Below are 25,339 nucleotides of genomic sequence, written 5' to 3'. Positions count from 1 at the left end.
TCGTCAAGCGATGCCGAGTCGTGACATCGAAAGTTTGCTGTGCGGCGCTAGAGCGAAAGCCGGCGCAGCAGCGAATAGGTCAGTGCGCCCGCCGCCAGGGCGCTGATCCCGACTGCGGCCGTGGTGGCGACCGCTGCTCCCGACGGCGCGGGGATGCGGTCGCGAAGCGACACGGGGCGGGAAAATTCCAGGACCGGCCAGTCCCGGGCGTTGGCCTCGCGGCGCAGCGCACGATCGGGATTGACCACGCTCGGATGCCCGACCACCTCGAGCATCGGCAGGTCGGTGATCGAGTCGGAGTAGGCGTAGCAGTGCTCGAGCGGATAACCCTCGCGCGCGGCCAGCTCGCGAATCGCCTGAACCTTGCCCTCTCCGAAGCAGTAGAACCCGATCTCGCCGGTGTACTTGCCGTCCTCGACGACCATCCGGGTGGCCATCGCATGGGTGGCGCCCAATGCGCGGGCGATCGGAGCCACCAATTCCTCGCCAGACGCCGAAACCACCACCACGTCGCGGCCGCACAGTTTGTGGCTGGCAATCAAGTCGGCGGCCTCGGCAAACACCAACGGGGTCACGATGTCGTGCAGGGTTTCGTTCACGATCGTCTTGATCTGCTCGACATCCCACCCGGTGCACATGTTGGTCAAGTGAATGCGCATCCGGTCCATCTGGTCATGGTCGGCACCCGAGAGCAGGAACAGGAATTGGGCGTAACTCGACTTCAGGACAGCGCGGCGATTGATCAATCCCTGGGCGAAGAAGGGTTTGCTGAACGCCAGCGTGCTCGACTTGGCAATGATTGTCTTGTCCAAATCGAAAAACGCGGCCGTGCGGGGGGTGGGACCGCTGCGCGTCGGCGAAGTTTGCTGGTCAGCGGCCGAGTCGGAGACGGTCACGGATCCAGCATAGGACCGTGCGGCCGCAAATCGGCATGCTGTCGGGAAAAGCACCGGTCAAGCCTGGTCCAGATACGTGTGATACCAGCGATACGTTTGGTTCAGCTACTTAAAGGTCATACATATCTGTAGCAAGCAACCCTTGCGCTGCGTAACACTGTCATGTGTATAGTAAGTATCACTCGGCTTAGCCGAGGGTGTATCAGCCCGACCCCCCGGGGCTGATTCACGACGACCCTCGCCTCCTCCCCCCCTGGCGGGGGTCGTCCCTTTTGTCGGGCAATTCTTCGCTGGACACCTTCTGGCAACCCTTTGCACAGCCGTAGGCCTGTCCACAGATTTCGCTCGTGTGACTGGTGCGGCCAACCCACTCCCGGCACGGTGGCCCGATGCACATCAACGAGGCGCGCGGGATTCTCGCGGTTCTTGCCGACCCCGCTCTACGTGACGAGCTCGACCGGGTCGCCGCGGCCGTCGGGATACGAGTCGTGCACGCCGCCAGCGCGTTACCGGTGAGCCGGAAGGTGTGGTCGGCGGCTGTCGCCGTCGTGCTCGACGAGTCGGCGGCTACGGGCAGTGCGCTGGCCGGATTGCCGCGGCGCACGCACGTGATCGTGGCGAGTGGAGACGATCCACCACCGTCGACGTGGGCGGCGGCTATCGAGGTGGGTGCCGGCCAGGTGCTGAGATTGCCTGCGCAAGAGCAGGACCTGGTTCGCGAGCTCGCAATCGCGGTGGAATCGTTCCGCGACAACGGTGTTCGGGGTGCGGTGCTGGCCGTGATCGGTGGCTGTGGCGGCGCGGGAGCCTCGTTGTTCGCGGTTGCCTTGGCGTGGAAGGCAACCGAGGCGATGCTGGTCGACCTGGATCCGTGGGCCGGCGGTATCGACCTGCTGGTCGGTGCGGAGACCGCGGCCGGTGTGCGCTGGCCGGACCTGGCCCTGGAAGGCGGCAGGCTGGCGTGGTCGGCGGTGCGCGACGCGCTGCCCCGGCATCGCGGCCTGAGCATTCTCTCCGGCACCCGCAGGGGCTACGAATTAGACTGCCGCGCGGTACAAGCCGTGCTCGACGCCGGCCGCCGCGGCGGGGCGACGGTGGTGTGCGACCTTCCGCGCCGATTGACCGATGCTGTCGAAACTGCTTTGGACACAGCCGATCTTGTCGTACTGATCAGCCCCTGTGATGTACGGGCCTGCGCGGCGACCGCGACGCTGGCCCCGGTGCTCGCCGCGATCAACCCCAACATGGGCCTGGTGGTGCGGGGCCCATCGCCGGGCGGCCTGCGGGCCGAAGAAGTGGCCGCGATTGCCGACGTGCCGTTGCTCGCCGCGATGAAGCCGCATCCCGGTCTGGCCGAGCAACTGGAGCGCGGCGGCCTCAGACTCGGTAAACGCTCGCAGTTGGCCTCGGCGGCTCGCCGCGTACTCGCGGTTCTGCCGACCCATCCGGCGGCCCCGGCCAACGGCCAAGCTGCGTGAGCGGCTCGCTGATCGACCGGGTGCGCGAGCGCCTGACGGCGGAATCCGCGCCGCTGCGCGCCGGCGTGGTGGCCGACGCGATCAGGGCCGAGTCCGGCGGAGTGCTGGGCGACACCGAACTGCTGAGCAGTCTCCGGATATTGCAGACCGAGCTGACCGGCGCGGGAATTCTGGAACCGCTGCTCTGCGTCGAGGGTGTGACCGACGTGCTGGTCACCAGTCCCGATACGGTGTGGCTTGACGACGGGAAAGGGCTGCGGCGCAGCGATATTCGATTCGCCGACGAAGCCGCTGTCCGCCGCCTGGCTCAGCGGCTGGCATTGGCGGCCGGCCGGCGTCTTGACGACGCGCAACCGTGGGTGGATGGGCAGCTGACCGGAATCGGCCCCGGTGACGTTGCCGTTCGACTGCACGCCGTCCTGCCCCCGGTCGCGGCCGGTGGCACCTGCTTGTCCCTGCGGATACTGCGACCGGCCACGCAGGATCTGCCCGCGTTGATCGCCGCCGGAGCCATCGCGCCCGAGGCCGCGGCTTTGATCGACCAGATCATCGCGGCCCGGTTGGCTTTCCTGGTGTCCGGCGGGACCGGGGCGGGCAAGACGACCCTGCTGTCGGCGATGCTCAACGCGGTCGCGGACGACGAGCGGATCGTCTGCGTCGAGGATGCCGCAGAGCTGGCACCCCCGCATCCGCATCTGGTGCGGCTCGTCGCGCGGTGCGCCAACGTCGAAGGCGTCGGCGAGATCACCGTCCGCCAACTCGTTCGTCAAGCGCTGCGAATGCGACCGGACCGCATCGTGGTCGGTGAGGTGAGGGGGGCCGAGGTCGTCGATCTGCTCGCTGCGCTCAACACCGGCCACGACGGCGGCGCGGGCACCGTGCACGCGAACAGGCCCGCCGAAGTTCCGGCCCGCCTCGAGGCGCTGGGAGCGCTCGGGGGCCTGGATTGTGCTGCGCTGCATAGCCAGCTGGCTGCAGCGGTGCAGGTGCTGCTGCACGTCGCCCGCAATCATGGCGGGCGACGCCGACTGGACGAAATCGCCGTGCTGCGCCGCACCGACCAGCGGGTGCGGGCCGTCACGGTGTGGCACGCCGACCGTGGGCTCACCGACGAGATCGTGAATTTTCGTGCGTTGCTGGACAACCGGACGCCGCTGTGACGGCATCCGCCGCGATCGTGCTGGCCGTCGCGATGCTGGTGCTGCCGTCGTCTCCCCGGCTGCGGTTGACCCGCACCGACCGTGACCGCAAGATCACGGCGCAGCGATTGGCCGGCTTGGCGGCGCTGTGCTTCGGCGCTGTGAGTGCCCTGTTGCTCTCGCCGGCAACGGTTGTCGCGGTGGGCGTGGTTGTCGCGACGCTGTCACTGCGCCGTCGGCGGCGCCGGCGGCGTAGTCGAGGAGCCGACGAGAGCCGGGAGTTGGAGACGGCGATCGACGTGTTGGTGGGTGAGCTCCGGGTTGGAGCACACCCGGCGGCCGCCTTCGCCGTAGCGGCCAGCGAGACGGCCGGGCCGGTCGCCGATGCGTGTCGCGCGGTCGCGGCAAGAGCCCGGCTGGGTGCTGACGTCGCCGCGGGTTTACGCGGAGTCGCCGAAACGTCTGTGCTGCAGGATTCTTGGGACCGACTCGCGGTGTGCTGGCAACTCGCCACCGACCACGGCCTGGCGATGTCGGCGTTGATGCGCGCCGCCCAATGCGATATCGCTGAGCGACAACGATTCTCGAGTCAGGTGAACTCGGCGATGGCGGGAGCGCGTGCCACCGCGACCATCCTGGCGGGTCTGCCGCTGCTGGCGGTGTTGATGGGGCAGACGATCGGCGCACATCCGGTGGCTTTCCTGATCGGCGGTCACCTCGGCGGATGGCTCCTGCTTGTCGGCCTGACGCTGATCTGTGTCGGCCTGCTGTGGTCGGACCGCATCACCGAACGGGCGGGTGCATGAGAGGTGACGATGAACCCCAGTGCGGCAATGCTTTTGGCCGGAGCGTTACTCGTCGGCGCGGGCCCGTCGATCGTGCGATCGCGTGCTGCACCACCACTCCGCACGCCACAGGTGGATTCCGGCAACAGGGGCGGCCCGGATCCATTGGCCGTCGCGTCGAGCCTGGATGTGCTCGCAGTCTGCCTTTCTGCAGGGATGGCAGTGTCGACGGCCGCGGCAGCGTCGGCGCGATCCGCCCCGCCGACTCTGGCTCGGGTGTTGCGCAGGGCGGCCGACCTGCTCGCGCTGGGCGCCGACCCGAACATCGCCTGGTCGCCGCCGGCCGGGCCGGCCTCTGCGGCGGTGGACCCTCAGGTCGATGCGCTGTTGCGACTGGCCCGGCGGTCATCGGCGTCAGGCGTGGCGCTGGCCGAGGCGGTATCCGGGCTTGCTACGCAATGCCGGCAGGACGCCACACATGCGGCCGCCGCGACGGCCGAGCGCGCGGGCGTGCTGATCGCCGGACCACTCGGCCTGTGTTTCCTACCGGCATTCGTCTGCCTCGGCATCGTCCCGGTCGTCGCAGGGCTGGCGGGGGAATTCCTGCAGTCGGGCTTGTTGTGAATGTCAGATAACGGAAGAAGGAAAAATGCGATCAGGCAACATGTTTCAGGGATTCACAAATCGCTTGAAGCTGCTGGCGGTGGAGGAGACCGGCATGTCTACGGTCGAATACGCCATCGGCACGATAGCGGCGGCGGCCTTCGCGGCCATTCTCTATTCGGTGGTGACCGGCGACTCGATCGTCTCGGCGCTGACCAACATCATCGCCCGCGCGCTGAACACCAAGGCCTAGCCGGCGATCGCGGTGCGACCACTGTGGAGGCCGCATTCGGGGTCGCCACCCTGGTCACAGTTCTCATGTTGTGTCTTGCCGGTCTCACCGCGGTGTCGATGCAGGTCCGCTGCATCGATGCGGCGCGCGAGGCGGCGCGGTTGGCGGCTCGGGGAGATGAGCGATCGGCGATCAGTGCCGCTCGCGGAGTCGCACCCGCCGGCGCGGCCGTGGAGATGCGCCGCAATGGGGACTACATCGTGGCAACCGTCACCGCGCGGTCGAATCTGCTTCTCGCGCTGCGTATCACCGCGACCGCGGCCGCGGCGATCGAGCCTGACTGACGAACGCGGAGCGGCCACTGTCGTCGCGGCGGCGATGGTCGTCGTCCTGCTGGCCGTCACAGCCGGCGGCGCTTACCTGGGCGCTGCGGTCGCGGCGCGGCACCGGGCGCAGGCCGCCGCCGACCTGGCCGCGCTGGCCGCGGCCGCTCGGCTACCCACCGGAGCTGAGTCGGCGTGTGGCCAGGGCAGTGCATTGGCCCGTGCGATGAGGGCCGAAGTCACTGACTGCGTTGTCGACGCGCTGGATGTTGTGCTCACCGTCGAGGTGAGGGTCGCGGGCGGGCGGTGGGGCAGCGCGCGCGCTCTCGCCCGCGCCGGTCCCGTCTAGTCCCTCAAGCCGGCCGCGGCGACCTCAGCCGCGGTGGGCAACCGCACCGAGACCAGGCCGGCAAATGCGTCGTGGTCGAGCTCCACCCGGTTGACCGTGACGTGGATCGGCGTCCAGCCGCCGTCGTGTGCCGGCAGGCGCAGCACCGCACACGCGGCACCATCGGCGAACTCGGTGCGCATGGCGGCCCTCTTCGCCTCGTCGTCGGGATGAATCCGTGGGCTGTCGGCGGCGATGCGGCGCCAGTCGTAGAACGGGCACGGGGCGTCGAGCCATTTCAGCAGCGTCCAGCTGTTCGGGTCGAACAATGCGCGATGCACCCCTGGCTCGGCCAGCCCTCGCAGGATCTGTTCGGCGAGCCGGTCCGACGGCGTCGGCCGGTCGGCCGGTTCGGCGCGCCAATTCAAGCCGCGCGCAACCATGTGCTCGCGGCCGTCCCTGCCTTGTTCGACCCCGTTACGCACGACAAAGCTCACCCGTATGGCGTTGCCCTGCCAGTCCCGGCCGTCCCAGGTGTCACACATCGTGTGGCCCGGTTCAAACCGGACCGCCGCGGCCAGCGCCCGTCCTTCGTTGGGTTTGAGCTCACCCGAGGGCCAGCACTCCGCGAACGCCCGCTCCTCAGGGTCTTCCATCTCGACCTTGCGGCCCATATTGGTCAGCGACTCGGCGGTATCGGTGGCAACGCCCAGGGTCGCGTCCCACTTCAGCGGGCCGGGAATCGGCCGCTCGGGGGGCTCCTGCTCGGGCGAGCCGCTCCAGACCTGGACGCCGTGAATGCGGCCATCCGACATCAACACCGGCTCGGTCCGGATCACCCGGGCTTTCTTCGGCGTGATGCTGACCAGACCTTTGCTCGTCTGCACCGACTCGGCGATCGCGGACTGGATGGCGGCGCGGCCGGCAGTGCGCTTCAGAAACTTGGCAATGGGGACCAGGTCCTGCAGTTGCCGGCCCACCGCCACCACGGCCGGTTCGGAGCCCAGCGTCTCCACCAGCAGCCAGTCGTCGGTCATAGTCACGAGCTTAGCCGCGAAGCGCGATAACCCGTTGCGTCACACTCGAATCCGGGTGTTATTCACTGTGATCAACCTGTGGGTAGCCTGATGCAAAGGTGCGGGACTTGCACAGGTTGATAGGCGACGGTATTTTTTGCTGCGCCCTTCGCAGGCCGCTTGGTGCTCTGCGATGTCGGCGCATGTTTCTTCAGCGGTGCGGAAAGCGTTTTCACCGCTGCCACTGCGGAGAAATAGTCATATGGACGTCGACCGTTCGAGGGGTCGGTCGTCATCCGTATGGCCGGCCGCCGGTCTCCAGCGCGCCGAGCACCAATCGCAACACGCGCACCGCCCCCGCCTTGTCCAAAGGATCGTTGCCATTGCCGCATTTCGGTGACTGGACGCACGATGGACACCCCGATGGGCATTCGCACGCCTCGATCGCGGCAAGCGTGGCGCTGAGCCACGTATTCGCCTGCCGGAAGCCCTGTTCGGCGAACCCCGCCCCGCCGGGATACCCGTCGTAAACGAAGACGCTTGGCAGGCCTTCAGATTCAGGACCGGTAGCAGTGGACAGTCCACCGATGTCACCGCGGTCGCAGCTGGCGACCAGCGGCAGCAAGCCGATGGCGGCGTGCTCGGCGGCATGTAGTGACCCGGGAATTTGCAACGGCTCGACTCCGTTGTCGTTCAACTCTTCTGGGGTGATGGTGTACATGACAGCCATGGTGTGCAGGGTGTGGGGTGGTAGCACCAGCTCGACGAAGTCGATCACCTCGCCGTTCAAGCGACGACGTAGATAGCCCACGATCTGATTCGTCACGCTGACCGGCACCAGGCCGAGGGTGACCGGCCCGAACACACGGCGTTCGCCGGGGCCGGTGACCGCGATATCGGTGAGTTCGCGTGCGAACGTGGCATATCCGGGGTCTTCGGCGTGCACGAAGGCCATGCCGTCGTCGAGGTCCAGCGAGTCGACGACGTAGCTCTCGCCCCGATGCAGATACACCGCGCCCGGATGTACCGAGGCGGCCGCCTGTCCCGCTCCCGCCGTTCCCAGCAGTCGGCCGGTATCGCTCTCGACGATCACCACCTGACCGCCCGTCGGGCCCCGGATATCAACTGCTGGATGGGGATCCACTCCCGGCGCCGGATAGTACTTGCCGGAACGCCGTCGCAGCAGGCCGTCATCCACCAAGCCGGCGGCCACATCCTCTGCGCCCAACGATCGCATCTCGGCGTCGTCGATCGGTAGTTCTGTTGCAGCGCAGAGTATTTGAGGACCGAGGATATAGGGGTTGGCCGGATCGATCACGACCCGCTCGATCGGCCTGTCCAAGAGCGCGGCGGGGTTGTGCACCAAATAGGTGTCCAGCGGGTCGTCGCGGGCCACCAGCATCACCAGCGCCCCTTGCCCTCGCCGTCCGGAGCGGCCGGCCTGCTGCCAGAACGAGGTGACCGTTCCGGGAAAACCGGCGAGCACCACCGCATCCAGCCCGGCGATGTCGATGCCGAGTTCGAGCGCGTTGGTCGTGGCCAATCCGCGCAACTGCCCGTCCAGCAACGCCTGTTCGAGCGCGTTGCGGTCCTCGGGCAGATACCCGGCCCGATACGAGGCCACCGTCTCGACCAGCTGCGGAGCGATGTCCTCCAGGCGCGCGCGGGTCGCCAACGCGGTCAGTTCGGCACCGCGACGCGACCGCACGAACGTCAGCGTCCGAGCCCCCTCGGCGATCAGATCGGCCATCAGCCGCGCCGCCTCGCTACCGGCGGATCGGCGAACAGGTGCGCCGTTCTCACCGGTGATATCGGTGCGCAGCGCCGGTTCCCACAGGGCCACCGTCCGGGCGCCCTGTGGTGAGCCGTCTTCGGTGACCTCGACGACGGGTTGGCCGATGAGCTCGGTGGCGGTCGCACCCGGAGCGGACGTCGTCGCGCTGGCGAAAATGACAGTGGGCACCGCGGCCGGGTCGGTGGAATAGCGCGCGCACAACCGCAGCAGCCGACGCAGCACCATCGCCACGTTCGACCCGAAAACACCGCGGTAGTAATGGCATTCGTCGACGACGACGAAGCGGAGATTGCGCAGGAAGACGGCCCACCGGGCATGGTTGCGCAGCAGCGCGAGGTGGACCATGTCGGGGTTGGAGAACACCCAGCGAGACCGCTCACGCGCCAAACGCCGTACCTCGCCTGGGCTGTCGCCGTCGTACGCGGTCGGGGCGACGTCGGCCAGCCGGGGGATGGCCGCGGTCAATGCGTGGGCGGCCCGTAGTTGATCGTGGCCAAGGGCTTTCGTCGGCGAGATGTACAGCGCGCGAGCGCGCGGACCGGTCGCCAGCGCATTCAGGATGGGCAGTTGGTAAGCCAGCGATTTCCCGGATGCCGTTCCCGTGCTGATAACAACGTGATGTCCGGCGTGGGCAAGGTCCGCAGCCTGAACCTGATGCGCCCATGGCAAGCTCACGCCGCGGTCGGTGAAGGCGCGCAGCACATCGGGCTCGACCCATGTCGGCCAAGGCTGTTGGCGACCGTGCCGCGCCGGTAGCTCGGCGACATGACGCAGCGGGTGTTCACCGACCTCGGTGCCGGCGACCGCGGCGGCGAGCAACTCGCTGCCGAACGTCACCACGATTAATTGCCTCCTGATCCAAAGTGATCACCCAGAAATGCGCCCGATAGCTCCGTTGCGACCGGCGGTTTCAGCCCCACATATCAATTGTTTACCTCGTAGTAGCGCAATTGCTCACCTGAGGCTGTTGTTGGGGCGACGAACATGGTTGACTGTTTGCGGTCGCAGCTTCTGTGTTCGTGTCAAACTTTCGCAGGATCGACGTTGCGGTCGCGGTTCCTGCGTTGTAGGTCGGGTGAAGTTCCGACGACTCAGCAAGGTCTAGCGGTCGGAACGGGCCCGGAGCATCGAGGTGATGCTTCGCACCCGAGTAGTAAAGGAAATATCGAGAAATGCCACAGGGAACTGTGAAGTGGTTCAACGCGGAAAAGGGATTCGGCTTCATCGCCCCCGAAGACGGTTCGGCCGACGTGTTCGTCCACTACACGGAGATCCAGGGAAGCGGCTTCCGCACCCTCGAGGAGAACCAGCGAGTCGAGTTCGAGGTCGGACAGAGCCCCAAGGGTCCTCAGGCCACCGGCGTCCGCTCCATCTGAGCAACTGACAACGACAACCCCCCGCACGGCCTGGTCCCCAGGTTCGGACGGGGGGTTTTCGCTTCTCTCCCTTCGTGATTCACGCGGGACGCGCACGCGACGCGGATCGTCGTCACCCGGTCTTGTCGGGCCGACTTCTCCTCTCGCCGCGTTGCGGCGCGCATCGTCCACGCTGGGGTTTGTGGGAGCGTGTCCTCCTCTCGCCGCGTTGCGGCGCGCATCGTCCACGCTCGGGTTGGTGGGAGCGTGTCCTCCTCTCGCCGCGTTGCGGCGCGCATCGTCCACGCTGGGGTTGGTGGGAGCGTGTCCTCCTCTCGCCGCGTTGCGGCGCGCATCGTCCACGCTCGGGCGCTTAATGTCGACGACGTGAGCCAGCTGTCCTTCTTCTCAGCTGAGTCGGTGCCGCCTGCGGTCACCGACCTCACCGGGGTGCTCGCTGCAGCCGGCCAGATCGTCACCGTCGGCAACGGAGCCCGGCTCTCGGTCGTCGTCGATCAAGCCTGGCGAGCCGAGGCACTCGGCCACATGATCGACGACGCCGGCTTGACGGCCGAAATCACCCAGACTGACGAGCACACACCTTTGGTGCGGACAGCCGTCGACGCACGGTTGCGTCCGATGGCCGGGGAGTGGACTCGCGGCGCGGTGAAGACCGTCCCACCGATGTGGCTGCCCGGACCGCGGGAATTGCGCGCCTGGATCCTGGCCGCCGGCAGCCCCGAAGCCGATCGCTACCTGTTGGGGCTGGACCCGCACGCGCCGGACACCCATTCGCCGCTGGCGTCCGCGTTGATGCGCGTCGGGATCGCCCCGACGTTGATCGGCACCCGCGGCGCCAGGCCGGCCCTGCGCATCAGCGGCCGCCGCAGGCTATCGCGCCTGGTAGAGAACGTCGGGGAACCGCCCGAGGTGGCCGAGGCGTTGGCATTCTGGCCTCGCGTCTAGATGAAATAGCGCGACCCTGAAAACGGCTCCGCACGGGGGGTCGGTTTGCGTCGGCCCATTTCGGGTGCCACATTGTCAGGTGTCTACCGGCCGAGAGGCACCGTAGATTGACGCTGGCCGATCGCGGAAATACTCCTCTGCGAGGCCGGTGGGGGCCGAGAAGTAATGGAAGCGAGCGTAGGCACAAGTGGCTGATAGCGGCGGGAATGGCGCCACCAGGCGACTTGTCATTGTCGAGTCGCCGACCAAAGCGCGCAAACTTGCCGGCTACCTGGGCGCCAATTACATCGTCGAGTCGTCCCGAGGCCACATTCGCGACCTGCCGCGAGCGGCGGCTGACGTGCCCGCGAAGTACAAATCGGAGCCCTGGGCCCGCCTCGGGGTCAACGTCGACGAGGACTTCGAGCCGCTGTACATCATCAGCCCGGACAAGAAGAGCACGGTCACCGAGCTCAAAGGGCTACTCAAAGACGTCGACGAGCTCTACCTGGCCACGGACGGTGACCGCGAGGGCGAAGCGATCGCATGGCACCTGCTCGAGACGCTCAAACCCCGCGTCCCGATCAAGCGGATGGTGTTCCACGAGATCACCGAGCAGGCGATCCTGGAGGCCGCCGCCAATCCGCGTGATCTGGACACCGACCTGGTCGACGCGCAGGAAACCCGCCGCATCCTGGACCGGCTCTACGGCTACGAGGTCAGTCCGGTGCTGTGGAAGAAGGTGGCGCCGAAGCTGTCCGCGGGCCGCGTGCAATCGGTGGCCACCCGCATCATCGTCCAGCGCGAACGCGACCGGATGGCGTTTCGCAGCGCCGCCTACTGGGACGTCGTGGCCGAACTGGACGCCAGCGTCTCGGACCCCAAGGCGCAGCCACCGCGGTTCAACGCCCGACTGACCTCCGTCGACGGCCTGCGCGTGGCAACCGGCCGCGACTTCGACTCGCTGGGCGCGGTACGCAAGCCCGACGAGGTGACGGTGCTCGACGAGTCCGGCGCGGTCTCGCTGGCCACCGGCTTGCGGGGACAGCAGCTGACCGTCGGCTCCGTCGAGGAGAAGCCCTACACCCGCCGTCCGTACCCGCCGTTCATGACGTCGACGCTGCAGCAGGAAGCCGGCCGCAAACTGCGGTTCTCCGCCGAGCGCACGATGAGCATCGCCCAGCGGCTGTACGAGAACGGCTACATCACCTACATGCGTACCGACTCGACCACGCTGTCGCAGTCGGCCATCAACGCGGCCCGCACCCAGGCCAGTCAGCTCTACGGCGAGGAATACGTCTACCCGTCGGCCCGCCAGTACACCCGCAAGGTGAAAAACGCGCAGGAGGCCCACGAGGCCATCCGGCCGGCCGGCGAGACGTTCGCCACCCCGGACGCGGTGCGCCGCGAGCTCGACGGCGACGAATTCCGGCTCTACGAGCTGGTCTGGCAGCGCACGGTGGCCTCGCAGATGGCCGATGCCCGCGGGACCACGCTGAGCCTGCGGATCAACGGCGAATCGGGCGGCCGTCAAGTTCAGTTCTCCGCCAGCGGCCGGACCATCACCTTCGCCGGATTCCTCAAGGCTTACGTCGAAACAGTCGACGACCAGGCCGGCGGTGAGGCCGACGACGCCGAGAGCAGGCTGCCGCAGCTCACCCAGGGCCAGCGGGTGGACGCCACCGACCTCACCCCGGACGGCCATACGACCAACCCGCCCGCCCGCTACACCGAGGCCTCGCTGATCAAGGCGCTCGAAGAACTCGGCATCGGACGGCCCTCGACGTACTCGTCGATCATCAAGACCATCCAGGACCGCGGATACGTGCACAAGAAGGGCAGCGCGCTGGTTCCGTCGTGGGTCGCGTTCGCGGTCATCGGTTTGCTGGAGCAGCATTTCGGCCGGCTGGTGGACTACGGCTTCACCGCCGCGATGGAGGACGAACTCGACGCGATCGCCTCGGGCACCGAGCGGCGCAGCAACTGGCTCAACAATTTCTACTTCGGCGGCGATCACGGCGTCGACGACTCGATCGCCCGCTCAGGTGGCCTGAAGAAGCTGGTCGGCGTCAACCTCGAGGGCATCGATGCTCGAGAAGTCAACTCCATCAAGCTTTTTGACGACGCCGAGGGCCGGACGGTCAACGTGCGGGTCGGCCGGAACGGACCGTACCTCGAGCGGATGGTGACCGGTGACGACGGCGAACCGACGCCACAGCGGGCCAACCTGCACGACTCGCTGACCCCCGACGAGTTGACCCTCGAGGTTGCCGAAGAGCTGTTCGCAACCCCGCAGGAGGGCCGCTCGCTGGGCATCGACCCAGAGTCCGGGCACGAGATCGTGGCCAAGGACGGTCGTTACGGCCCGTATGTCACCGAGGTGCTGCCCAAGCCGGACGACGACGACGGCACCACCGGCCAGCCGGCGAAGAAGGGCAAGAAGCCGACCGGCCCCAAGCCTCGCACCGGGTCGCTGTTGCGCAGCATGGACCTGCAGACCGTGACGCTCGAGGATGCGCTCAAGCTGATCTCGCTGCCGCGGGTGGTCGGCGTCGACCCCGAATCCAAAGAGGAAATCACCGCCCAGAACGGCCGCTACGGCCCATACCTGAAGCGCGGCACAGACTCTCGCTCGCTGGCTACCGAAGACCAGATCTTCGAGATCACTCTCGAGGATGCGTTGAAGCTCTACGCCGAACCGAAACGGCGTGGGCGCCAGGGTGCCGCAGCGCCACCGCTCCGTGAACTGGGCAACGACGCGGCGTCCGGTAAGCCGATGGTGATCAAGGATGGCCGCTTCGGCCCGTACGTCACCGACGGCGAGACCAACGCGAGCCTGCGCAAGGGCGACGACGTTCTGTCGATCACCGATGCCCGCGCCTCCGAACTGCTGGCGGATCGCCGTGCCCGCGGACCGGTGAAAAAGACCGCTAAGAAAGCCGCCGCTAAGAAGACCCCGGCCAAGAAAACGGCTAAGAAGGCTGCTGCCAAGAAGGCGGTAAAGCGCAGCTAGAGGCCATTTCGGCGCGCCCGGCGAGGTCTCGAAAAATAACTAGTGATTCTCAGCCAGTTCTCAGGTACAGTATCCCTACACACGTCGTGAAAAGCCCACGCGTCCGATAGGGAGAATCATGCGACCCGCCGTCCGTTACTGCATCACCGCTGGTGTTGCGCTCGGTGGTGTCAGCATCCTGATCGCGGCCCCGTCGTCGCCCCCGCTGCGCGACGTTCAGGTGCCGGCGATGCAACTCTCCAACAACTCGCACGACAATCCCGACGCGAACGGTCCCTCCTTTGCGGACCTGTTGCAGACCATGGGCGGGGTGGAAACGCCGGTCGTGGTGCAGAACATCACCGAGTCGGACGCCGGAGTGCTCGAAGGCGGTCAGCCCTCGAGCATCCCGGGCCTCAGCGACCTGCTCAACCTGGGCGGCGACCCGGTTGGCGGCAACCCTGACTCTCAGGGCAAGACTTTCATCGACATCGGTCCGCTGGCGCCCAGCGACCTCACCCTCACGCCGCCTGCCGGCCGCTAGCCGCTGAGTTCGTCCGGAACGCTTTCCGGCACAGCCAGATTGAGTGGACGGGCCAACTGGGTCGGCGCGGAGCGCCCCCGCAAGGCCACCACCTCGGCCACGTCCCAGCACAGCGCCTCGGCATCCAGGGCGCCGCTGACCGCGACCGCGGAGGCCAGCACGTGGCCGTTCTCCAGCTTGGCCAGCTCGGTGAGGCGGGCCGCCTCGTTGACCGGGTCGCCGATCACCGTGTACTCGAATCGGGCCAGCGCACCGATGTGTCCGGCGATTGCGCGGCCCGAGGACACCCCGATGCCGAACTCCGCCGAACCGATCACCGGCAACAGTTCGTCGTGCAGTTCACGGGCCGCCGCGAGCGCGCCACCGGAGGCGTCCGGGTGCTCGATCGGTGCGCCGAAGATGGCCAGTGCCGCGTCACCCTGGAACTTGTTGACGAAGCCACCGTGGCGCCCGACGGTGTCCACCACGACCCGGAAGAACTCATTGAGCAGGCTGACCACCTCGGCCGGCGGCCGTGTCGACGCCAGCTGGGTCGAACCGACCAGGTCGACGAACAGCACCGCCACGTCGCGCTCCTGGCCGCCCAGTTCGGTCCCGCGTTCCAGCGCCCGACGAGCGACGTCTTCTCCGACGTAGCGCCCGAACAAGTCCCGCAAACGCTGCCGCTCGGACAGGTCGCGGACCATGTCGTTGAAGCCGGCCTGCAGCAGACCCAGCTCGCTGGCGTCGTAGATCTGCATGTGCGCGTTGTAATTTCCGCGCTGCACCTCACCCAGCGCCCAGCGCAGCTGGCGCAGCGGGTCGGCGATCGACATCGCCACCAGCAGCGTGCTGACCACCCCGATGCCCAGTGCCAGCAACGCCAGCAGCAGGATCGGATTCAGCAGCTTCTCCGGCGGGCCGAGCAGGTACCGCTCTTTGTCCCCGACCACGGCCAGCACGATCGCCAGCAGCGGCACGCCGGTGGACAGCGCCCAGGCCAGCATCTGGCGGCCGATCACCCCGGACGCCCGGATGTTCTCCGGCAGCCCGCCGCGCAGGGCGGCGACGGCGACCGGGCGCAGCACGCGCTCGGATTGCAGGTAGCCGATGATGGCGGTGGCAGTGGCGCCCAGCGCGGTGGCGATTGCCACCACCGGCGCGGCGTGATGGGCCACCGGCCAGCTGGCGACGATGAAGACCACGCCGCCGACCAGCCAGGAGGCCAGGTTGATCACCGTGCGATAGAACGGGGTCCGCAGCGCGCGGCTGCGGGCGAGTTCGGTGGCCGCCGGGTCGGTGTCGGCCAGCAACGAATCGCGGCGCTGCCAACGGAACACGGGCACCAGCGAGCGGGCGCTGATCGCCGTCCCAAGCAGGAAGAGCACCACGATCGACGCGGTGAAGGTGACCAGGTTCAGCGCCGGCAGCTTCTGTAGCTCGATGCGGTCTTCCGGCGGAAGCCCGTAGCGCAGGAAGCCCAGCACCAGAAGCGCGCCGATGATGTCGGCCTGCAACTGGCTCAGCATGAACACCGGCCACGGCGTGCGCACCAACCACTGGACGAATCCGCGGATTCGCCCCGGGAGGGTGGTCGCCTGCGTGCTCACCTGCCCACCGTATCGGTCGCGGGCGACCAAAAAGTAGCCAAAAGGGCAGTATGCGGTGCCCGATCGCGTCGGGTGGTCGGCGGTGGCCACTACTGTTGCCGGTGATGTCACGGGTATTTACGCGCCTGGTTGGCCAGGAGTCGGTGGAGTCCGACTTGGTGGCTGCCGCGGCGGCGGCCCGCGGTGATACGACTCACAGCGCCGCGATGACGCATGCCTGGTTGATCACCGGGCCGCCCGGGTCGGGGCGCTCGGTGGCCGCGCTGTGTTTCGCGGCGGCGCTGCAGTGCACCTCCGACGGTCTGCCCGGCTGCGGCGAATGCCGCTCCTGCACGACGACAATGGCCGGCACCCACGGCGATGTGCGCCGCGTCATCCCCGAAGGTCTGTCGATCGGTGTCGACGAGATGCGGGCGATCGTCCAGACCGCGTCCCGGCGGCCGAGCACCGGACGTTGGCAAATCGTGCTGGTCGAGGATGCCGACCGGCTCACCGAGGGCGCGGCGAACGCGTTGCTGAAGGTGGTCGAGGAGCCGCCACCGTCCACGGTCTTCCTGTTGTGCGCGCCTTCGGTCGACCCGGAGGACATCGCGATCACCCTGCGCTCCCGCTGCCGGCACATCGCGCTGGTGACGCCGCCGCCCGAGGCCATCACGCAGGTTCTGATCGACAGTGACGGGCTCTCGCCCGAGACCGCGACCTGGGCGGCGTCGGTCAGCGGCGGTCACGTCGGGCGGGCACGTCGGCTGGCCACCGATCCGGCGGCGCGAGACCGGCGGATGCAGGCCCTGGGGCTGGCCCGTGACGCCGCGACCCGGTCGAGGGCCTACGCCGCCGCCGAGGCGCTGGTGTCCGCGGCCGAGTCCGAGGCCGCGCTGCTGACGGCCGATCGCGACGAGGCCGAGACCGAAGAGTTGCGGACGGCGCTGGGTGCCGGCGGCACCGGCAAGGGTGCCGCGGGTGCCTTGCGCGGTTCCGCCGGAGCCATCAAAGACCTTGAGCGACGGCAGAAGTCACGTCAGACCCGGGCGTCGCGAGATGCCCTCGATCGCGCGCTGATCGACCTGGCGACCTACTTTCGCGACGCGCTGCTGGTCGCGGCGGGTGCACCGGGCCCGCGGGCCAATCACCCCGACATGGCCGAGCAGATCGCGTCGATGGCCGCCCACGTTCCGGCCGACCGGTTGCTGCGCTGCATCGAGGCCGTCCTGGCGTGCCGTGAGGCGCTGGCGATCAACGTCAAGCCCAAGTTCGCCGTCGACGCGATGGTCGCGACAATCGGTCAGGCGCTCCGCGACTGAGCTGTTTGAGCGCTCGAGTGACGCTGCCGTAGACTCGTGCCGCCCGACAGGGCAGGCCACCTTAGCTCAGTCGGTAGAGCAGCTCACTCGTAATGAGCAGGTCAGGAGTTCGATTCTCCTAGGTGGCTCCACCTCTTGGCTAGGTCGGTCGGCCGGCAGCCTCAACGCGGCAGCACGTACCCCACCGGTCCGGCCGCGACGCACACGCTGAGCGCGGCGGTGTTGGCGCGTACCCGGATGGCGTTGCCCGCCCCGGGCAGTCGGACGAACACCCGGTTGAGCCCGGGGTGCACCGGAACCCTCGTGAAGGTCCCGTCGGACAATGCCATCGACATCGACCCGTCGCTGTTGGCCAGATAGTTGACCTCGGCTGTCCAATCCGTCGGCAGCAGTGGACCGTCGAGACCGATGTCGACCGGGTGGTCGGGTTGCACCAGGTACCCGCATTGCGGCACCGGACCGGGATTCATCGCGCGCACCCAGGTCACCTGCGCGTCGACCAGGCGGCCATTGCCGTCAAAGGTCTTCAATTGTGTTGTCGTCAAGGCAAATTCAGGCCGGTCCTGGATCAGTGCGAAGACGTGGCCGGCCAGGTTGTCGGGCCACGCGACCCGGCCGAGTACCAGCGGATCGACCTCCTGCTCCAGCAGCGGCGCACTGGACCTCGCGTGCGCCGCTGCGAGTTCGCGGCGAGCGGTCTGCAGATACGGCTGAGCCGGGTTTTCCTGCCAAGACGTCAGGAAGGTCGCTGTCGAGTAACCACTGCTCGCCACGAACAGCGTTGCCAGTGCGGCTGTGATCGCGGTGCGCGACGCGGACGCATCCAACCGGTGCGACGACTCACGGTTGGGTGCGCACAAGCCGACCGCGGCCAGCAGAGCCAGGACGACCACGAGATCTGGTAGGTAGCGCAATGTTTGGGCCAACTCCAGCACCGTGAAGCGTGACGAGCGCATCAAATAGATCGGCACCTGGCAGGCGATCACGTAACCGGCCGCGGTCAGCCAGACCGCGGCGATACGCTGCTTGCGCGCCAACGACAACGCCAGCACGGCCGCCAGCACCAGCCAGCCCAGCGCCATCACCGACGCCGGCGGGGTGGCCCATGGCGAGGCGGGCGCCCATCGGCCCCATTGCCACGGCCCCCCGGCCAAGCCCGGCACGATGCCGTGAGTAACGGAGCGGCGCAACAGATCCCATGTCATCGCCAGGTCTGAACTCCACCGGCGCTGGTTGACCACGCCCAGATAGACGGCGATCCAGGCGATCGTCAGCCCCAACGACGCCGCCCACAGCCGGACGCCACCTCGCCACACGGTCCTGAGCGGCGTGCGATCACCCCGCACTTGCCACAGCAGCGCGGTGACCGCGAACGCGACGAACGGGACCACCGCGGCTTTCTCGAAGAACAACAGCCCACCCAGGTAGGCGAGCGTGCCCGTGACCGCGTACCGCTGACTGCCCGTGCGAACCAGCAGGATCGCATCGGCACAAACCCAGGCCATCGCGGCCAGCATCGGCAGCGAGTTCAGCGCTGCCGCCCACCACGCGAACCCGGGCACGCCCAGCGGCGTGAACAACGCAAAGATCAGTGGGACGAGCAGCACCGGGCGCCAGCCCAGCATCACGTGCAGCGCCCGCAGCAGCGCCAGCGAGGCCGCCAGCTGCAGCACCACCAGGCTGATGGCGGGCCCGAGCCAGTTCAGCGGTGCGATTCGGGTGATGACCCCGGACACCAGGAACGCCGCCGGCATGACGTGGCCGTCGTGGTCGTCGAACAAGAAGGACGGCGACAGCAGGCCGTGCGTCCCGGCCCGGCTGACCAGAATGATGTCGTCCCAGTAGAAGTAGCCGCGAAAAGCCAGCACGCCGCGGATCGCCAGCTGGACCGCGATGAGCCCCGCCGCGGCCAACGCCACTATCGGCAGCCCGCCGACCCGTCGGTATGGTGAGCCGGTGCGCGCACTGGTCACCGGGGCTGCCGGGTTCATCGGGTCGACGCTAGTCGACCGCTTGTTGGGCGACGGCCACACCGTCGTGGGCTTGGACAACTACGCGTCCGGCCGGGCGACCAACCTCGAGCACCTCGCCGACACCAGCGAGTTCGCGTTCGTCGAGGCCGATATCGTCACGGCCGATCTGCCGGCGATTTTCGGCGAGCACCGCCCCGAGGTGGTGTTCCATCTGGCCGCCCAGATCGACGTCCGGCACTCGGTGGCCGACCCGCAATTCGACGCTTCGGTCAACGTGGTCGGCACCGTGCGACTCGCCGATGCCGCCCGGCAGACCGGTGTACGCAAGGTGGTGCACACCTCGTCGGGCGGCTCGATCTACGGGACACCGCCGGTCTACCCGACCGGCGAAGCGGTGCCTACCGACCCGGCATCTCCGTACGCCGCGGGCAAGGTGGCCGGCGAGATCTACCTCAATACCTTCCGGCATCTCTACGGCCTGGAGTGCTCGCACATCGCACCCGCGAATGTCTATGGCCCCCGCCAAGATCCGCACGGCGAGGCCGGTGTGGTGGCGATCTTCGCGCAGGCGCTGCTGTCCGGGAAACCCACCAAGGTGTTCGGCGACGGCTCCAACACCCGCGACTACGTGTTCGTCGACGACGTAGTGGATGCGTTCGTCAAAGCCTCCGGCCCGGCGGGCGGCGGGCAACGATTCAACATCGGCACCGGCGTGGAAACCTCGGACCGCCAACTGCATTCAGCCGTCGCCGCCGCCGTGGGCGCGCCCGACGACCCGCAATTCCATCCGCCGCGGCTGGGCGACCTGAAGCGGTCCTGCCTCGATATCAGCTCAGCGGCAACGGTTTTGGGATGGAAGCCGCAGGTCGAACTCGATCAGGGCGTGGCACGAACCGTGGACTACTTCCGTCGAACCCACGCCGGCTAGCTGGTCACGGGCTCGGCGTCGACAGGGTCGGAGCCGGCGTCCACTGGTTGTTGTGCCGGTGATGTTTGGGGCCGTGCAGCGCGCCGATCACGATGATGAGCGCCAGAGACGACCCGACAACCGCCAGCGGCAGCCATACCCACCACTTGCGTCGGCCGGGCCGGGCCGGCGGGGGAGCCCAGATGGGTGTGTGCGCGACGCCACCGCCGTGGTAGGTGGCCCACCACACCGCGTAGTCGTGGGCCTGCTGCGCCTGCAGCCGTAGAGCCTTGCGGGCACTCGCGTTCTGCGACAACGAGATCGGATTCCACAGCACCGATGCGATGCTCCACCACCCCAGCAGGATGCAGTACTGCTGGGCCTCGTCGATGGCCGCTTCACACTGCGCATAGCTCCCGGTGGTGGTGAAACGCTGATTCATCCAGAAGATCAGAGCACCGGTGTGCTTGACGGTGCGCACCTGGAAGGTCGGCTCCGCCGGCGGCGGCGGATAGCTGGGCTGCTGCTGCTGCGGCTGCGACACGTGATGCTCCCCGGACGACGACGTTTGCTGTCAGAAATCCTATCCAGGGCTCGGCGTCGGTAAGGGCACCAATTTTCACCGCTTACGGGTAGCGATCAGGTGGAGCCAATCCCTTGTTCGAGGTCGTGATCGCCAGTGAGCATCTGTGGCAAGTCCCGGCGTGAAGGAGATTGCGGTGTCCACAGCCGATCCCGATGGCGTGCACGACGACGATGACTCGACGCGGGACGAAAATCGGCGACGGCTGAGCCTGGACTGGTGGGCCACCATCGTGGCCGGCGTCGTGGTGCTACTGGCCGTCGTGGGCCTGCTGCCCAGGATTCCGTGGTGACCCGGTGAGCGCCGTGGCCACCGAGCCCGACAACGAGGCCGAGTTCGTCAGCCGCAACATCGCCGCGTACGTGCCGGGGGTGTTGCTGCTGGTCGCCATCGGACTGCTCGGCAAATACGCCCAGGTCTGGTGGAATTCACTTGCCCATCAGCACCATTGGCGCGTCCCGGACATCGAATACGTGTTGTGGGCAATCGTGATCGGGCTGCTCGTCACCAACACCGTTGGACTGCACCGGATATTTCGTGCCGGCGTTCAAACCTACGAATTCTGGCTGAAAATCGGAATCGTGGCCCTCGGTGTGCGTTTCGTGCTCGGCGACGTCGTGAAACTCGGCGGTATCTCGCTGATACAGATCCTCGTCGACATGGTTCTGGCCGGAGCGATCATCCTGGCCGCCGCCCACTTCTTCGGTCTGTCCGGCAAGCTCGGATCCCTGCTGGCCATCGGCACTTCCATCTGCGGGGTGTCGGCCATCGTCGCGTCCAAGGGTGCGATCCGGGCCCGCAATTCCGACGTCGGCTATGCGATCGCGGCGATTCTTGCGCTGGGAGCAGTTGCGCTGTTCGCGCTGCCGGTGCTCGGGCATGCGATCGGCTTGACCGACCACGAATTCGGTTTGTGGGCAGGTCTTTCCGTCGACAACACGGCCGAGACCACCGCCACCGGCTACCTGTATTCCGAGCAGGCCGGCAAGATCGCGGTGCTGGTGAAGTCCACGCGCAACGCACTGATCGGCTTCGTCGTGCTGGGCTTCGCGCTGTACTGGGCGTCCCGGGGCGAGGCCGACGGTATAGCCCCGGGCCTGCGGGCCCGTGCCGCGTTCGTGTGGGACAAGTTTCCCAAGTTCGTGTTGGGCTTCCTCGCGGTGTCCGCGATCGCCACCGCCGGCCTGCTCAGCAAGGGTCAAGCCACCAACGTCGCCAACGTGTCACGGTGGGCGTTCCTGCTGACCTTCGCCGGCGTCGGGCTCAACACCAACATCCGCGAACTGGTCCGCACTGGGTGGCGTCCGTTGGTGGTCGCGGTCATCGGCCTGGTGGTTGTCGCCGCCGTCTCGCTCGCGCTGGTGCTGGTCACCTCACGCGGACTGCACTGGGGTATCGGCGCCGGCTGATCGGGCCGGTCACCGGGAATCTCACGGCCAGCGCTTGAAGCAGGCGTTCTCGTCGCCGAGTACGCCGTTGCGGAAGGCATCGACGCGCGCGAAGACCGATGCCGCCGACTGGCCGTTCACGTCGCCGGCGACTTGGCCGTTGGTCAGGATGCCCGACACCGCCTCATCGAGGTCACCACCGCTGAGCGCGATGTTGGTGCCGCCCGAAAGGCTCACCGGCTTGGCGAGTTTCGTGGTGAACACTCCGGTCAGACATGCCGTGCGCAGTCCGGTGTTGGTGTTGTCGAGCGGCAGTCCGCCGTGCTGGTTCTGCACCGCGAGCATGTACCGCGACGCAAACACCGAGAACGCGCTGTAGTCGCCGAACAGCGGCCCGGCTCCCTGGAAGGGCGCGCCGCGAGCCAAACTCGTGCCCATCAGGACCAGCTGCGGCATGTCGACCGCGATGGTGTTGGTCGCCGGGCAGTACGAGGCCGTCGGGCTGGGGCGCGCGTCCGGGCAGAAAGCCGGCTCGAAGCTCAACTGCGGGGCCTGGGCGAGCGGAAACACTTTGCCCAGCGCCTCGGTCACTTTCTGCACCGACTCCGGACTGATCAGGAATTCGCCGGTCTGCCCCTCTTCGACGAACTCCTTGGGCAGATTACCGCGGCGCTGCTTGATCTCCTTCTCGTCGATCCCGGCGCAGGCGGGCACGCCGCCGTCGAAACCGAACTGGAAGGCCGTCACTCGCTCGAAAGCCGACCCGTGCACCTGCCGTCGCTTCAATCGATCCGAAACTGCCGACGTGATGAGGGAATCGCTGATACCGATCATCACCGACAGCAACTTGGTCAGGCCGTCTCCGGTGCTCAACGTGAATCGTTTGGAATTTCCATCGGCCACCCACCGCATGTAGACCCCGGCATAGCAGTCCGCCTGCTGCTCGCCGACGGTCTGCGAAGCCTGGTCCCTGATCTCCAGACCCGCCAACCGCTGGACCGCGTGACCGTACTCGTGGGCGAGGACGACCACCACGCCCAAATCGCCGCCGGTGCTGCGTTCCTCGGGGAGCAGCACCCCGCGGTCCCACCCGATGGTGTTGTAGGAGCTGGTGCACTGACCGGGCGGGCTGGGCCGATCGTCAGGGCAGTTGGTCCCTTTGACCGGGCAGTAGAAGGCGTTCGGCACCCCGTGGGTGTCCTTGGCGCAGAACATGCCGTTCTTGTAGCGGGAGTCGTAGGAGAACAAGTCGTTGACGGGAGCGAACTTGCCTTGCAACGGCGATTTGTAGGCGTCGGCCCAGAACTGTTCGATGTCCGACACGGCCATCGCGGCCAGATTGTCGATCTCGCCGCCGTCCCCGTCCTGCACTTTTCGGGTGGGTGCCGGCGCGCCGGGCCGCAACCCGGAGACCCCGTTCCCGACGGGCTTGTCGGCCACCTTCGACGGGTTCGGCTGCGTCAGGGTCGGTGCGGGCGTCGGGGTGGGGACCGCGGGTTTGTGGCAGGCCACCACCAGGGCGGCCACACTCGCCACGATCACGGCAGCGCGCAGGGGTCGGTTCATCGGGGAGCCTCCATGGAATGGGGGGATCGAATCGCGTCGGGTGATCACTGCGGCTGCGCCAGCGAGACCACGATGGAGTCGGCGCTGGACAGGTGTTGCTCTCCGCTGCGTGAGCGCGTCCAGAACTCGTTCAGCTTGTCGGCATCGCCCACCCCGAAGTATTCGGCGCAGGATTCCGACGCGCTGTCGAAGTTGTCGATGGCCTGCTGGACCTCTGCGGTCAGGGCGGGGTTCGGCGACGGCATCACATCACGTAAACCCTCGGTGGCGCCGCGTAGCTGATCGCAGTTGACCTTCAACCTGTCGTCGTCGATCTGGCCTCTGGACGCCATGATGCTGTAGGCGTCGTTCTCGGCCTTGTGAATCGCCTCGACGTGTCCGGCGGCTTTGGACAGCCAGTCGGCGAGGTCGGTTTGGCTGGTCGCCGCGGCTTCCGGGCAGGTGATCAACAGAGCGGCGGCCGTGGCGGCGGTGAGACAAATTGAGACGCGTTGCATCGCGGCACCTTTCGGGGTCAGCCGATTTTAATCCGCGGCGCGGCGCACCTATCGCGGTTTTTTCGGCTGCTGCGCGCCGTCCAGAGCGATCGAGCGGGCCAGCCGCGCGTAACGCAGTTCGAGGTCCTTGAAGCGCAGATAGGTGTTGAGCGTGCTGAAGCCGAACGCGACGATCAACGCGTAGAGCATCAGGTCGGTGCCTCGGTCGACGCCGAGCCAGTGCGCCACCACCGTGGTGTCGTTGGGTCGCAGCACCGCGTACACACCCGCCAGCATGAAAGCCAGGAAAGCTACTTTGACCCAGGCCTGCGACTGCACGCTGCGACGGGAGCGCAGCAGGAAGACCGCCAGCGCGAGGATCGAGGCGATCAGCAGACCCTGGATCCAGTTCATCGCGGCATCCTCCCTCGCAGAAACCCGTCGACGATGATGTTGACGCCGTTGAGCAACGGTTGGCCTTTGGCAGAGGAGTATTCGGTGTAGAGCACTTCGACTGGCTGTTCGGTTACCTGCCAACGGTTTTCGTCGATCAGCATGACGAACTCGGTGGCGTGGCTCATCCCGTTCATGGTGATGTCCAGCTGGTCTGCGACCGTCTTGTTGAACACCCGTAAGCCGTTGTTGGAATCGGTCAGACCCAGGCGGCGGCCCCGCGGGCTCAGCCACGCGGCGGTTTGCAGCACGATGCGTTTGAGCAGCGGCGGCCGACTGACGCCCGGCCCGAACCGGGTCCCGATGACGATGTCGGCGGCCTCCGATGTCAACCGATCGATCATTGTCAGCACATCGCTGACGCGATGCTGGCCGTCGGCGTCGAAAGTGGCGAACACCGACGCGCCGGGTTGGCTGCGGGCGTACTCGACGCCGGTTTGGATGGCGGCGCCCTGGCCGAGGTTCACCGGGTGTCGTACCAGATGCGCTCCGGCCCGTAAGGCGATGTCGCCGGTGTCGTCGGCGCTGCCGTCGTCCACGCACACGACATTCGGAAAAGTCGACCGCAGTTCGGCGATCACCTCGCCGATGACGCCCGCTTCGTTGAAGGCGGGCACCACGATCCAGACGTCACGCGTATCACCGGACATATCAAGCCCACAAGGTACACGC

At 67.3% G+C, this 25,339-nt stretch carries 25 protein-coding genes and 1 tRNA gene; 16 read left to right on the top strand and 10 right to left on the bottom strand.

Features of this window, described 5'->3' with window-relative positions:
- Positions 1 to 47: 47 nt before the first annotated feature.
- On the bottom strand, positions 48 to 896 hold the full coding sequence (locus tag CYU59_RS26540; RefSeq protein ID WP_293004262.1) for an HAD-IB family hydrolase: 849 nt from the start codon (positions 894 to 896) through the stop codon (positions 48 to 50).
- A gap of 389 nt (positions 897 to 1,285) precedes the next feature.
- Between CYU59_RS26540 and ssd the strand changes: the two genes are divergently transcribed.
- From ssd to CYU59_RS26505, 7 genes are read left to right on the top strand one after another with little or no spacing between them, the layout of a single operon-like run.
- Positions 1,286 to 2,374: a septum site-determining protein Ssd gene (ssd, locus tag CYU59_RS26535; RefSeq protein ID WP_293004261.1), complete on the top strand. Its 1,089-nt coding sequence runs from the start codon at positions 1,286 to 1,288 to the stop codon at positions 2,372 to 2,374.
- Positions 2,371 to 3,534 carry a TadA family conjugal transfer-associated ATPase gene (locus CYU59_RS26530; protein ID WP_293004260.1) on the top strand — a complete coding sequence of 388 codons (1,164 nt, stop codon included), beginning with the start codon at positions 2,371 to 2,373 and terminating at the stop codon, positions 3,532 to 3,534. Before ssd ends, CYU59_RS26530 begins: the two co-directional genes overlap by 4 nt.
- Positions 3,535 to 3,566: 32 nt before the next feature.
- On the top strand, positions 3,567 to 4,319 hold the full coding sequence (locus CYU59_RS26525) for a type II secretion system F family protein (protein ID WP_293004326.1): 753 nt from the start codon (positions 3,567 to 3,569) through the stop codon (positions 4,317 to 4,319).
- 9 nt (positions 4,320 to 4,328) lie between these two features.
- A complete protein-coding gene (locus tag CYU59_RS26520; protein ID WP_293004259.1) occupies positions 4,329 to 4,922 on the top strand; it encodes a type II secretion system F family protein in 594 nt (197 codons plus the stop codon).
- Positions 4,923 to 4,947: 25 nt separating this feature from the next.
- On the top strand, positions 4,948 to 5,154 hold the full coding sequence (locus tag CYU59_RS26515) for a DUF4244 domain-containing protein (RefSeq protein ID WP_293004258.1): 207 nt from the start codon (positions 4,948 to 4,950) through the stop codon (positions 5,152 to 5,154).
- A gap of 23 nt (positions 5,155 to 5,177) precedes the next feature.
- On the top strand, positions 5,178 to 5,477 hold the full coding sequence (locus CYU59_RS26510) for a TadE family type IV pilus minor pilin (protein ID WP_293004257.1): 300 nt from the start codon (positions 5,178 to 5,180) through the stop codon (positions 5,475 to 5,477).
- Positions 5,478 to 5,511: 34 nt separating this feature from the next.
- Complete coding sequence (locus CYU59_RS26505) at positions 5,512 to 5,805, top strand: Rv3654c family TadE-like protein (protein ID WP_293004256.1); 294 nt, start codon at positions 5,512 to 5,514, stop codon at positions 5,803 to 5,805.
- On the opposite strand, the gene CYU59_RS26500 is transcribed toward CYU59_RS26505, so the two are convergent.
- Both CYU59_RS26500 and CYU59_RS26495 read right to left on the bottom strand, forming a co-directional pair.
- Positions 5,802 to 6,821, bottom strand: a complete 1,020-nt coding sequence (locus CYU59_RS26500; protein WP_293004255.1) for a PAS domain-containing protein — start codon at positions 6,819 to 6,821, stop codon at positions 5,802 to 5,804. The genes CYU59_RS26505 and CYU59_RS26500 overlap by 4 nt on opposite strands.
- 271 nt (positions 6,822 to 7,092) lie before the next feature.
- On the bottom strand, positions 7,093 to 9,435 hold the full coding sequence (locus tag CYU59_RS26495; RefSeq protein WP_293004254.1) for a DEAD/DEAH box helicase: 2,343 nt from the start codon (positions 9,433 to 9,435) through the stop codon (positions 7,093 to 7,095).
- A gap of 332 nt (positions 9,436 to 9,767) precedes the next feature.
- On the opposite strand from CYU59_RS26495, the gene CYU59_RS26490 reads away from it, so the two are divergent.
- From CYU59_RS26490 to CYU59_RS26475, 4 genes are all read left to right on the top strand, one after another.
- Positions 9,768 to 9,971: a cold-shock protein gene (locus CYU59_RS26490; protein WP_003925183.1), complete on the top strand. Its 204-nt coding sequence runs from the start codon at positions 9,768 to 9,770 to the stop codon at positions 9,969 to 9,971.
- Positions 9,972 to 10,337: 366 nt separating this feature from the next.
- Positions 10,338 to 10,916 (top strand): hypothetical protein, encoded by a 579-nt coding sequence (locus CYU59_RS26485; protein ID WP_293004253.1) that lies wholly within the window; start codon positions 10,338 to 10,340, stop codon positions 10,914 to 10,916.
- A 187-nt stretch (positions 10,917 to 11,103) separates the two neighbouring features.
- Positions 11,104 to 13,908, top strand: coding sequence for a type I DNA topoisomerase (gene topA, locus CYU59_RS26480; RefSeq protein WP_293004252.1), 2,805 nt, complete (start codon positions 11,104 to 11,106; stop codon positions 13,906 to 13,908).
- A 118-nt stretch (positions 13,909 to 14,026) separates the two neighbouring features.
- The gene (locus CYU59_RS26475; RefSeq protein WP_293004251.1) at positions 14,027 to 14,431 is read left to right on the top strand and encodes a hypothetical protein; all 405 of its coding nucleotides are present in this window, start codon (positions 14,027 to 14,029) and stop codon (positions 14,429 to 14,431) included.
- Here CYU59_RS26475 and CYU59_RS26470 read toward each other — a convergent pair.
- The gene (locus tag CYU59_RS26470; protein WP_293004325.1) at positions 14,428 to 16,050 is read right to left on the bottom strand and encodes an adenylate/guanylate cyclase domain-containing protein; all 1,623 of its coding nucleotides are present in this window, start codon (positions 16,048 to 16,050) and stop codon (positions 14,428 to 14,430) included. The genes CYU59_RS26475 and CYU59_RS26470 overlap by 4 nt on opposite strands.
- Positions 16,051 to 16,124: 74 nt before the next feature.
- Here CYU59_RS26470 and CYU59_RS26465 point away from each other — a divergent pair, with 74 nt between their 5' ends.
- Positions 16,125 to 17,321 carry a DNA polymerase III subunit delta' gene (locus CYU59_RS26465; RefSeq protein WP_293004250.1) on the top strand — a complete coding sequence of 399 codons (1,197 nt, stop codon included), beginning with the start codon at positions 16,125 to 16,127 and terminating at the stop codon, positions 17,319 to 17,321.
- A 55-nt stretch (positions 17,322 to 17,376) separates the two neighbouring features.
- Positions 17,377 to 17,452 (top strand) — tRNA-Thr (locus CYU59_RS26460).
- Between the two features lie 30 nt (positions 17,453 to 17,482).
- On the opposite strand, the gene CYU59_RS26455 is transcribed toward CYU59_RS26460, so the two are convergent.
- On the bottom strand, positions 17,483 to 19,312 hold the full coding sequence (locus CYU59_RS26455; RefSeq protein WP_293004249.1) for a hypothetical protein: 1,830 nt from the start codon (positions 19,310 to 19,312) through the stop codon (positions 17,483 to 17,485).
- On the opposite strand from CYU59_RS26455, the gene CYU59_RS26450 reads away from it, so the two are divergent.
- Positions 19,278 to 20,222 carry an NAD-dependent epimerase/dehydratase family protein gene (locus CYU59_RS26450; RefSeq protein ID WP_293004248.1) on the top strand — a complete coding sequence of 315 codons (945 nt, stop codon included), beginning with the start codon at positions 19,278 to 19,280 and terminating at the stop codon, positions 20,220 to 20,222. The genes CYU59_RS26455 and CYU59_RS26450 overlap by 35 nt on opposite strands.
- A 4-nt stretch (positions 20,223 to 20,226) precedes the next feature.
- On the opposite strand, the gene CYU59_RS26445 is transcribed toward CYU59_RS26450, so the two are convergent.
- Positions 20,227 to 20,745, bottom strand: a complete 519-nt coding sequence (locus tag CYU59_RS26445) for a hypothetical protein (RefSeq protein ID WP_293004247.1) — start codon at positions 20,743 to 20,745, stop codon at positions 20,227 to 20,229.
- Positions 20,746 to 20,920: 175 nt separating this feature from the next.
- On the opposite strand from CYU59_RS26445, the gene CYU59_RS26440 reads away from it, so the two are divergent.
- Together CYU59_RS26440 and CYU59_RS26435 are read left to right on the top strand one after the other, a co-directional pair.
- Entirely contained in the window at positions 20,921 to 21,076 is a 156-nt protein-coding gene (locus CYU59_RS26440; RefSeq protein ID WP_293004334.1) for a hypothetical protein, read from the top strand.
- Positions 21,077 to 21,089: 13 nt separating this feature from the next.
- A complete protein-coding gene (locus tag CYU59_RS26435) occupies positions 21,090 to 22,193 on the top strand; it encodes a YeiH family protein (protein WP_363115372.1) in 1,104 nt (367 codons plus the stop codon).
- A gap of 21 nt (positions 22,194 to 22,214) precedes the next feature.
- Here CYU59_RS26435 and CYU59_RS26430 read toward each other — a convergent pair whose 3' ends face one another.
- Genes CYU59_RS26430 through CYU59_RS26415 form a run of 4 tightly spaced genes read right to left on the bottom strand, consistent with a single transcriptional unit; the run spans position 22,215 to position 25,317 of the window.
- Positions 22,215 to 23,738 carry a neutral zinc metallopeptidase gene (locus CYU59_RS26430; protein WP_293004246.1) on the bottom strand — a complete coding sequence of 508 codons (1,524 nt, stop codon included), beginning with the start codon at positions 23,736 to 23,738 and terminating at the stop codon, positions 22,215 to 22,217.
- 44 nt (positions 23,739 to 23,782) lie between these two features.
- Complete coding sequence (locus tag CYU59_RS26425) at positions 23,783 to 24,235, bottom strand: hypothetical protein (RefSeq protein ID WP_293004245.1); 453 nt, start codon at positions 24,233 to 24,235, stop codon at positions 23,783 to 23,785.
- Positions 24,236 to 24,283: 48 nt separating this feature from the next.
- Positions 24,284 to 24,628, bottom strand: a complete 345-nt coding sequence (locus tag CYU59_RS26420; protein ID WP_293004244.1) for a DUF2304 domain-containing protein — start codon at positions 24,626 to 24,628, stop codon at positions 24,284 to 24,286.
- Positions 24,625 to 25,317, bottom strand: a complete 693-nt coding sequence (locus CYU59_RS26415; protein ID WP_293004243.1) for a glycosyltransferase family 2 protein — start codon at positions 25,315 to 25,317, stop codon at positions 24,625 to 24,627. Before CYU59_RS26415 ends, CYU59_RS26420 begins: the two co-directional genes overlap by 4 nt.
- Positions 25,318 to 25,339: the final 22 nt, after the last annotated feature.

Source organism: Mycobacterium sp., assembly GCF_002863225.1.
Classification (GTDB): Bacteria; Actinomycetota; Actinomycetes; order Mycobacteriales; family Mycobacteriaceae; genus Mycobacterium.
Note: the sequence above shows the minus strand (reverse complement) of the source record. Positions and strands in the feature narration are given on the sequence as shown.

What these genes read in the sequence shown, in the direction of transcription:
- CYU59_RS26505 (WP_293004256.1), top strand. Translation starts at nt 5,512, where the DNA reads ATGGTCGTCGTCCTGCTGGCCGTCACAGCCGGCGGCGCTTACCTGGGC.
- CYU59_RS26475 (WP_293004251.1), top strand. Translation starts at nt 14,027, where the DNA reads ATGCGACCCGCCGTCCGTTACTGCATCACCGCTGGTGTTGCGCTCGGT.
- CYU59_RS26515 (WP_293004258.1), top strand. Translation starts at nt 4,948, where the DNA reads ATGCGATCAGGCAACATGTTTCAGGGATTCACAAATCGCTTGAAGCTG.
- CYU59_RS26430 (WP_293004246.1), bottom strand. Translation starts at nt 23,738, where the DNA reads ATGAACCGACCCCTGCGCGCTGCCGTGATCGTGGCGAGTGTGGCCGCC.
- CYU59_RS26425 (WP_293004245.1), bottom strand. Translation starts at nt 24,235, where the DNA reads ATGCAACGCGTCTCAATTTGTCTCACCGCCGCCACGGCCGCCGCTCTG.
- CYU59_RS26520 (WP_293004259.1), top strand. Translation starts at nt 4,329, where the DNA reads ATGAACCCCAGTGCGGCAATGCTTTTGGCCGGAGCGTTACTCGTCGGC.
- CYU59_RS26525 (WP_293004326.1), top strand. Translation starts at nt 3,567, where the DNA reads ATGCTGGTGCTGCCGTCGTCTCCCCGGCTGCGGTTGACCCGCACCGAC.
- CYU59_RS26500 (WP_293004255.1), bottom strand. Translation starts at nt 6,821, where the DNA reads ATGACCGACGACTGGCTGCTGGTGGAGACGCTGGGCTCCGAACCGGCC.
- CYU59_RS26455 (WP_293004249.1), bottom strand. Translation starts at nt 19,312, where the DNA reads ATGAACCCGGCAGCCCCGGTGACCAGTGCGCGCACCGGCTCACCATAC.
- CYU59_RS26465 (WP_293004250.1), top strand. Translation starts at nt 16,125, where the DNA reads ATGTCACGGGTATTTACGCGCCTGGTTGGCCAGGAGTCGGTGGAGTCC.
- CYU59_RS26420 (WP_293004244.1), bottom strand. Translation starts at nt 24,628, where the DNA reads ATGAACTGGATCCAGGGTCTGCTGATCGCCTCGATCCTCGCGCTGGCG.
- ssd (WP_293004261.1), top strand. Translation starts at nt 1,286, where the DNA reads ATGCACATCAACGAGGCGCGCGGGATTCTCGCGGTTCTTGCCGACCCC.
- CYU59_RS26490 (WP_003925183.1), top strand. Translation starts at nt 9,768, where the DNA reads ATGCCACAGGGAACTGTGAAGTGGTTCAACGCGGAAAAGGGATTCGGC.
- CYU59_RS26415 (WP_293004243.1), bottom strand. Translation starts at nt 25,317, where the DNA reads ATGTCCGGTGATACGCGTGACGTCTGGATCGTGGTGCCCGCCTTCAAC.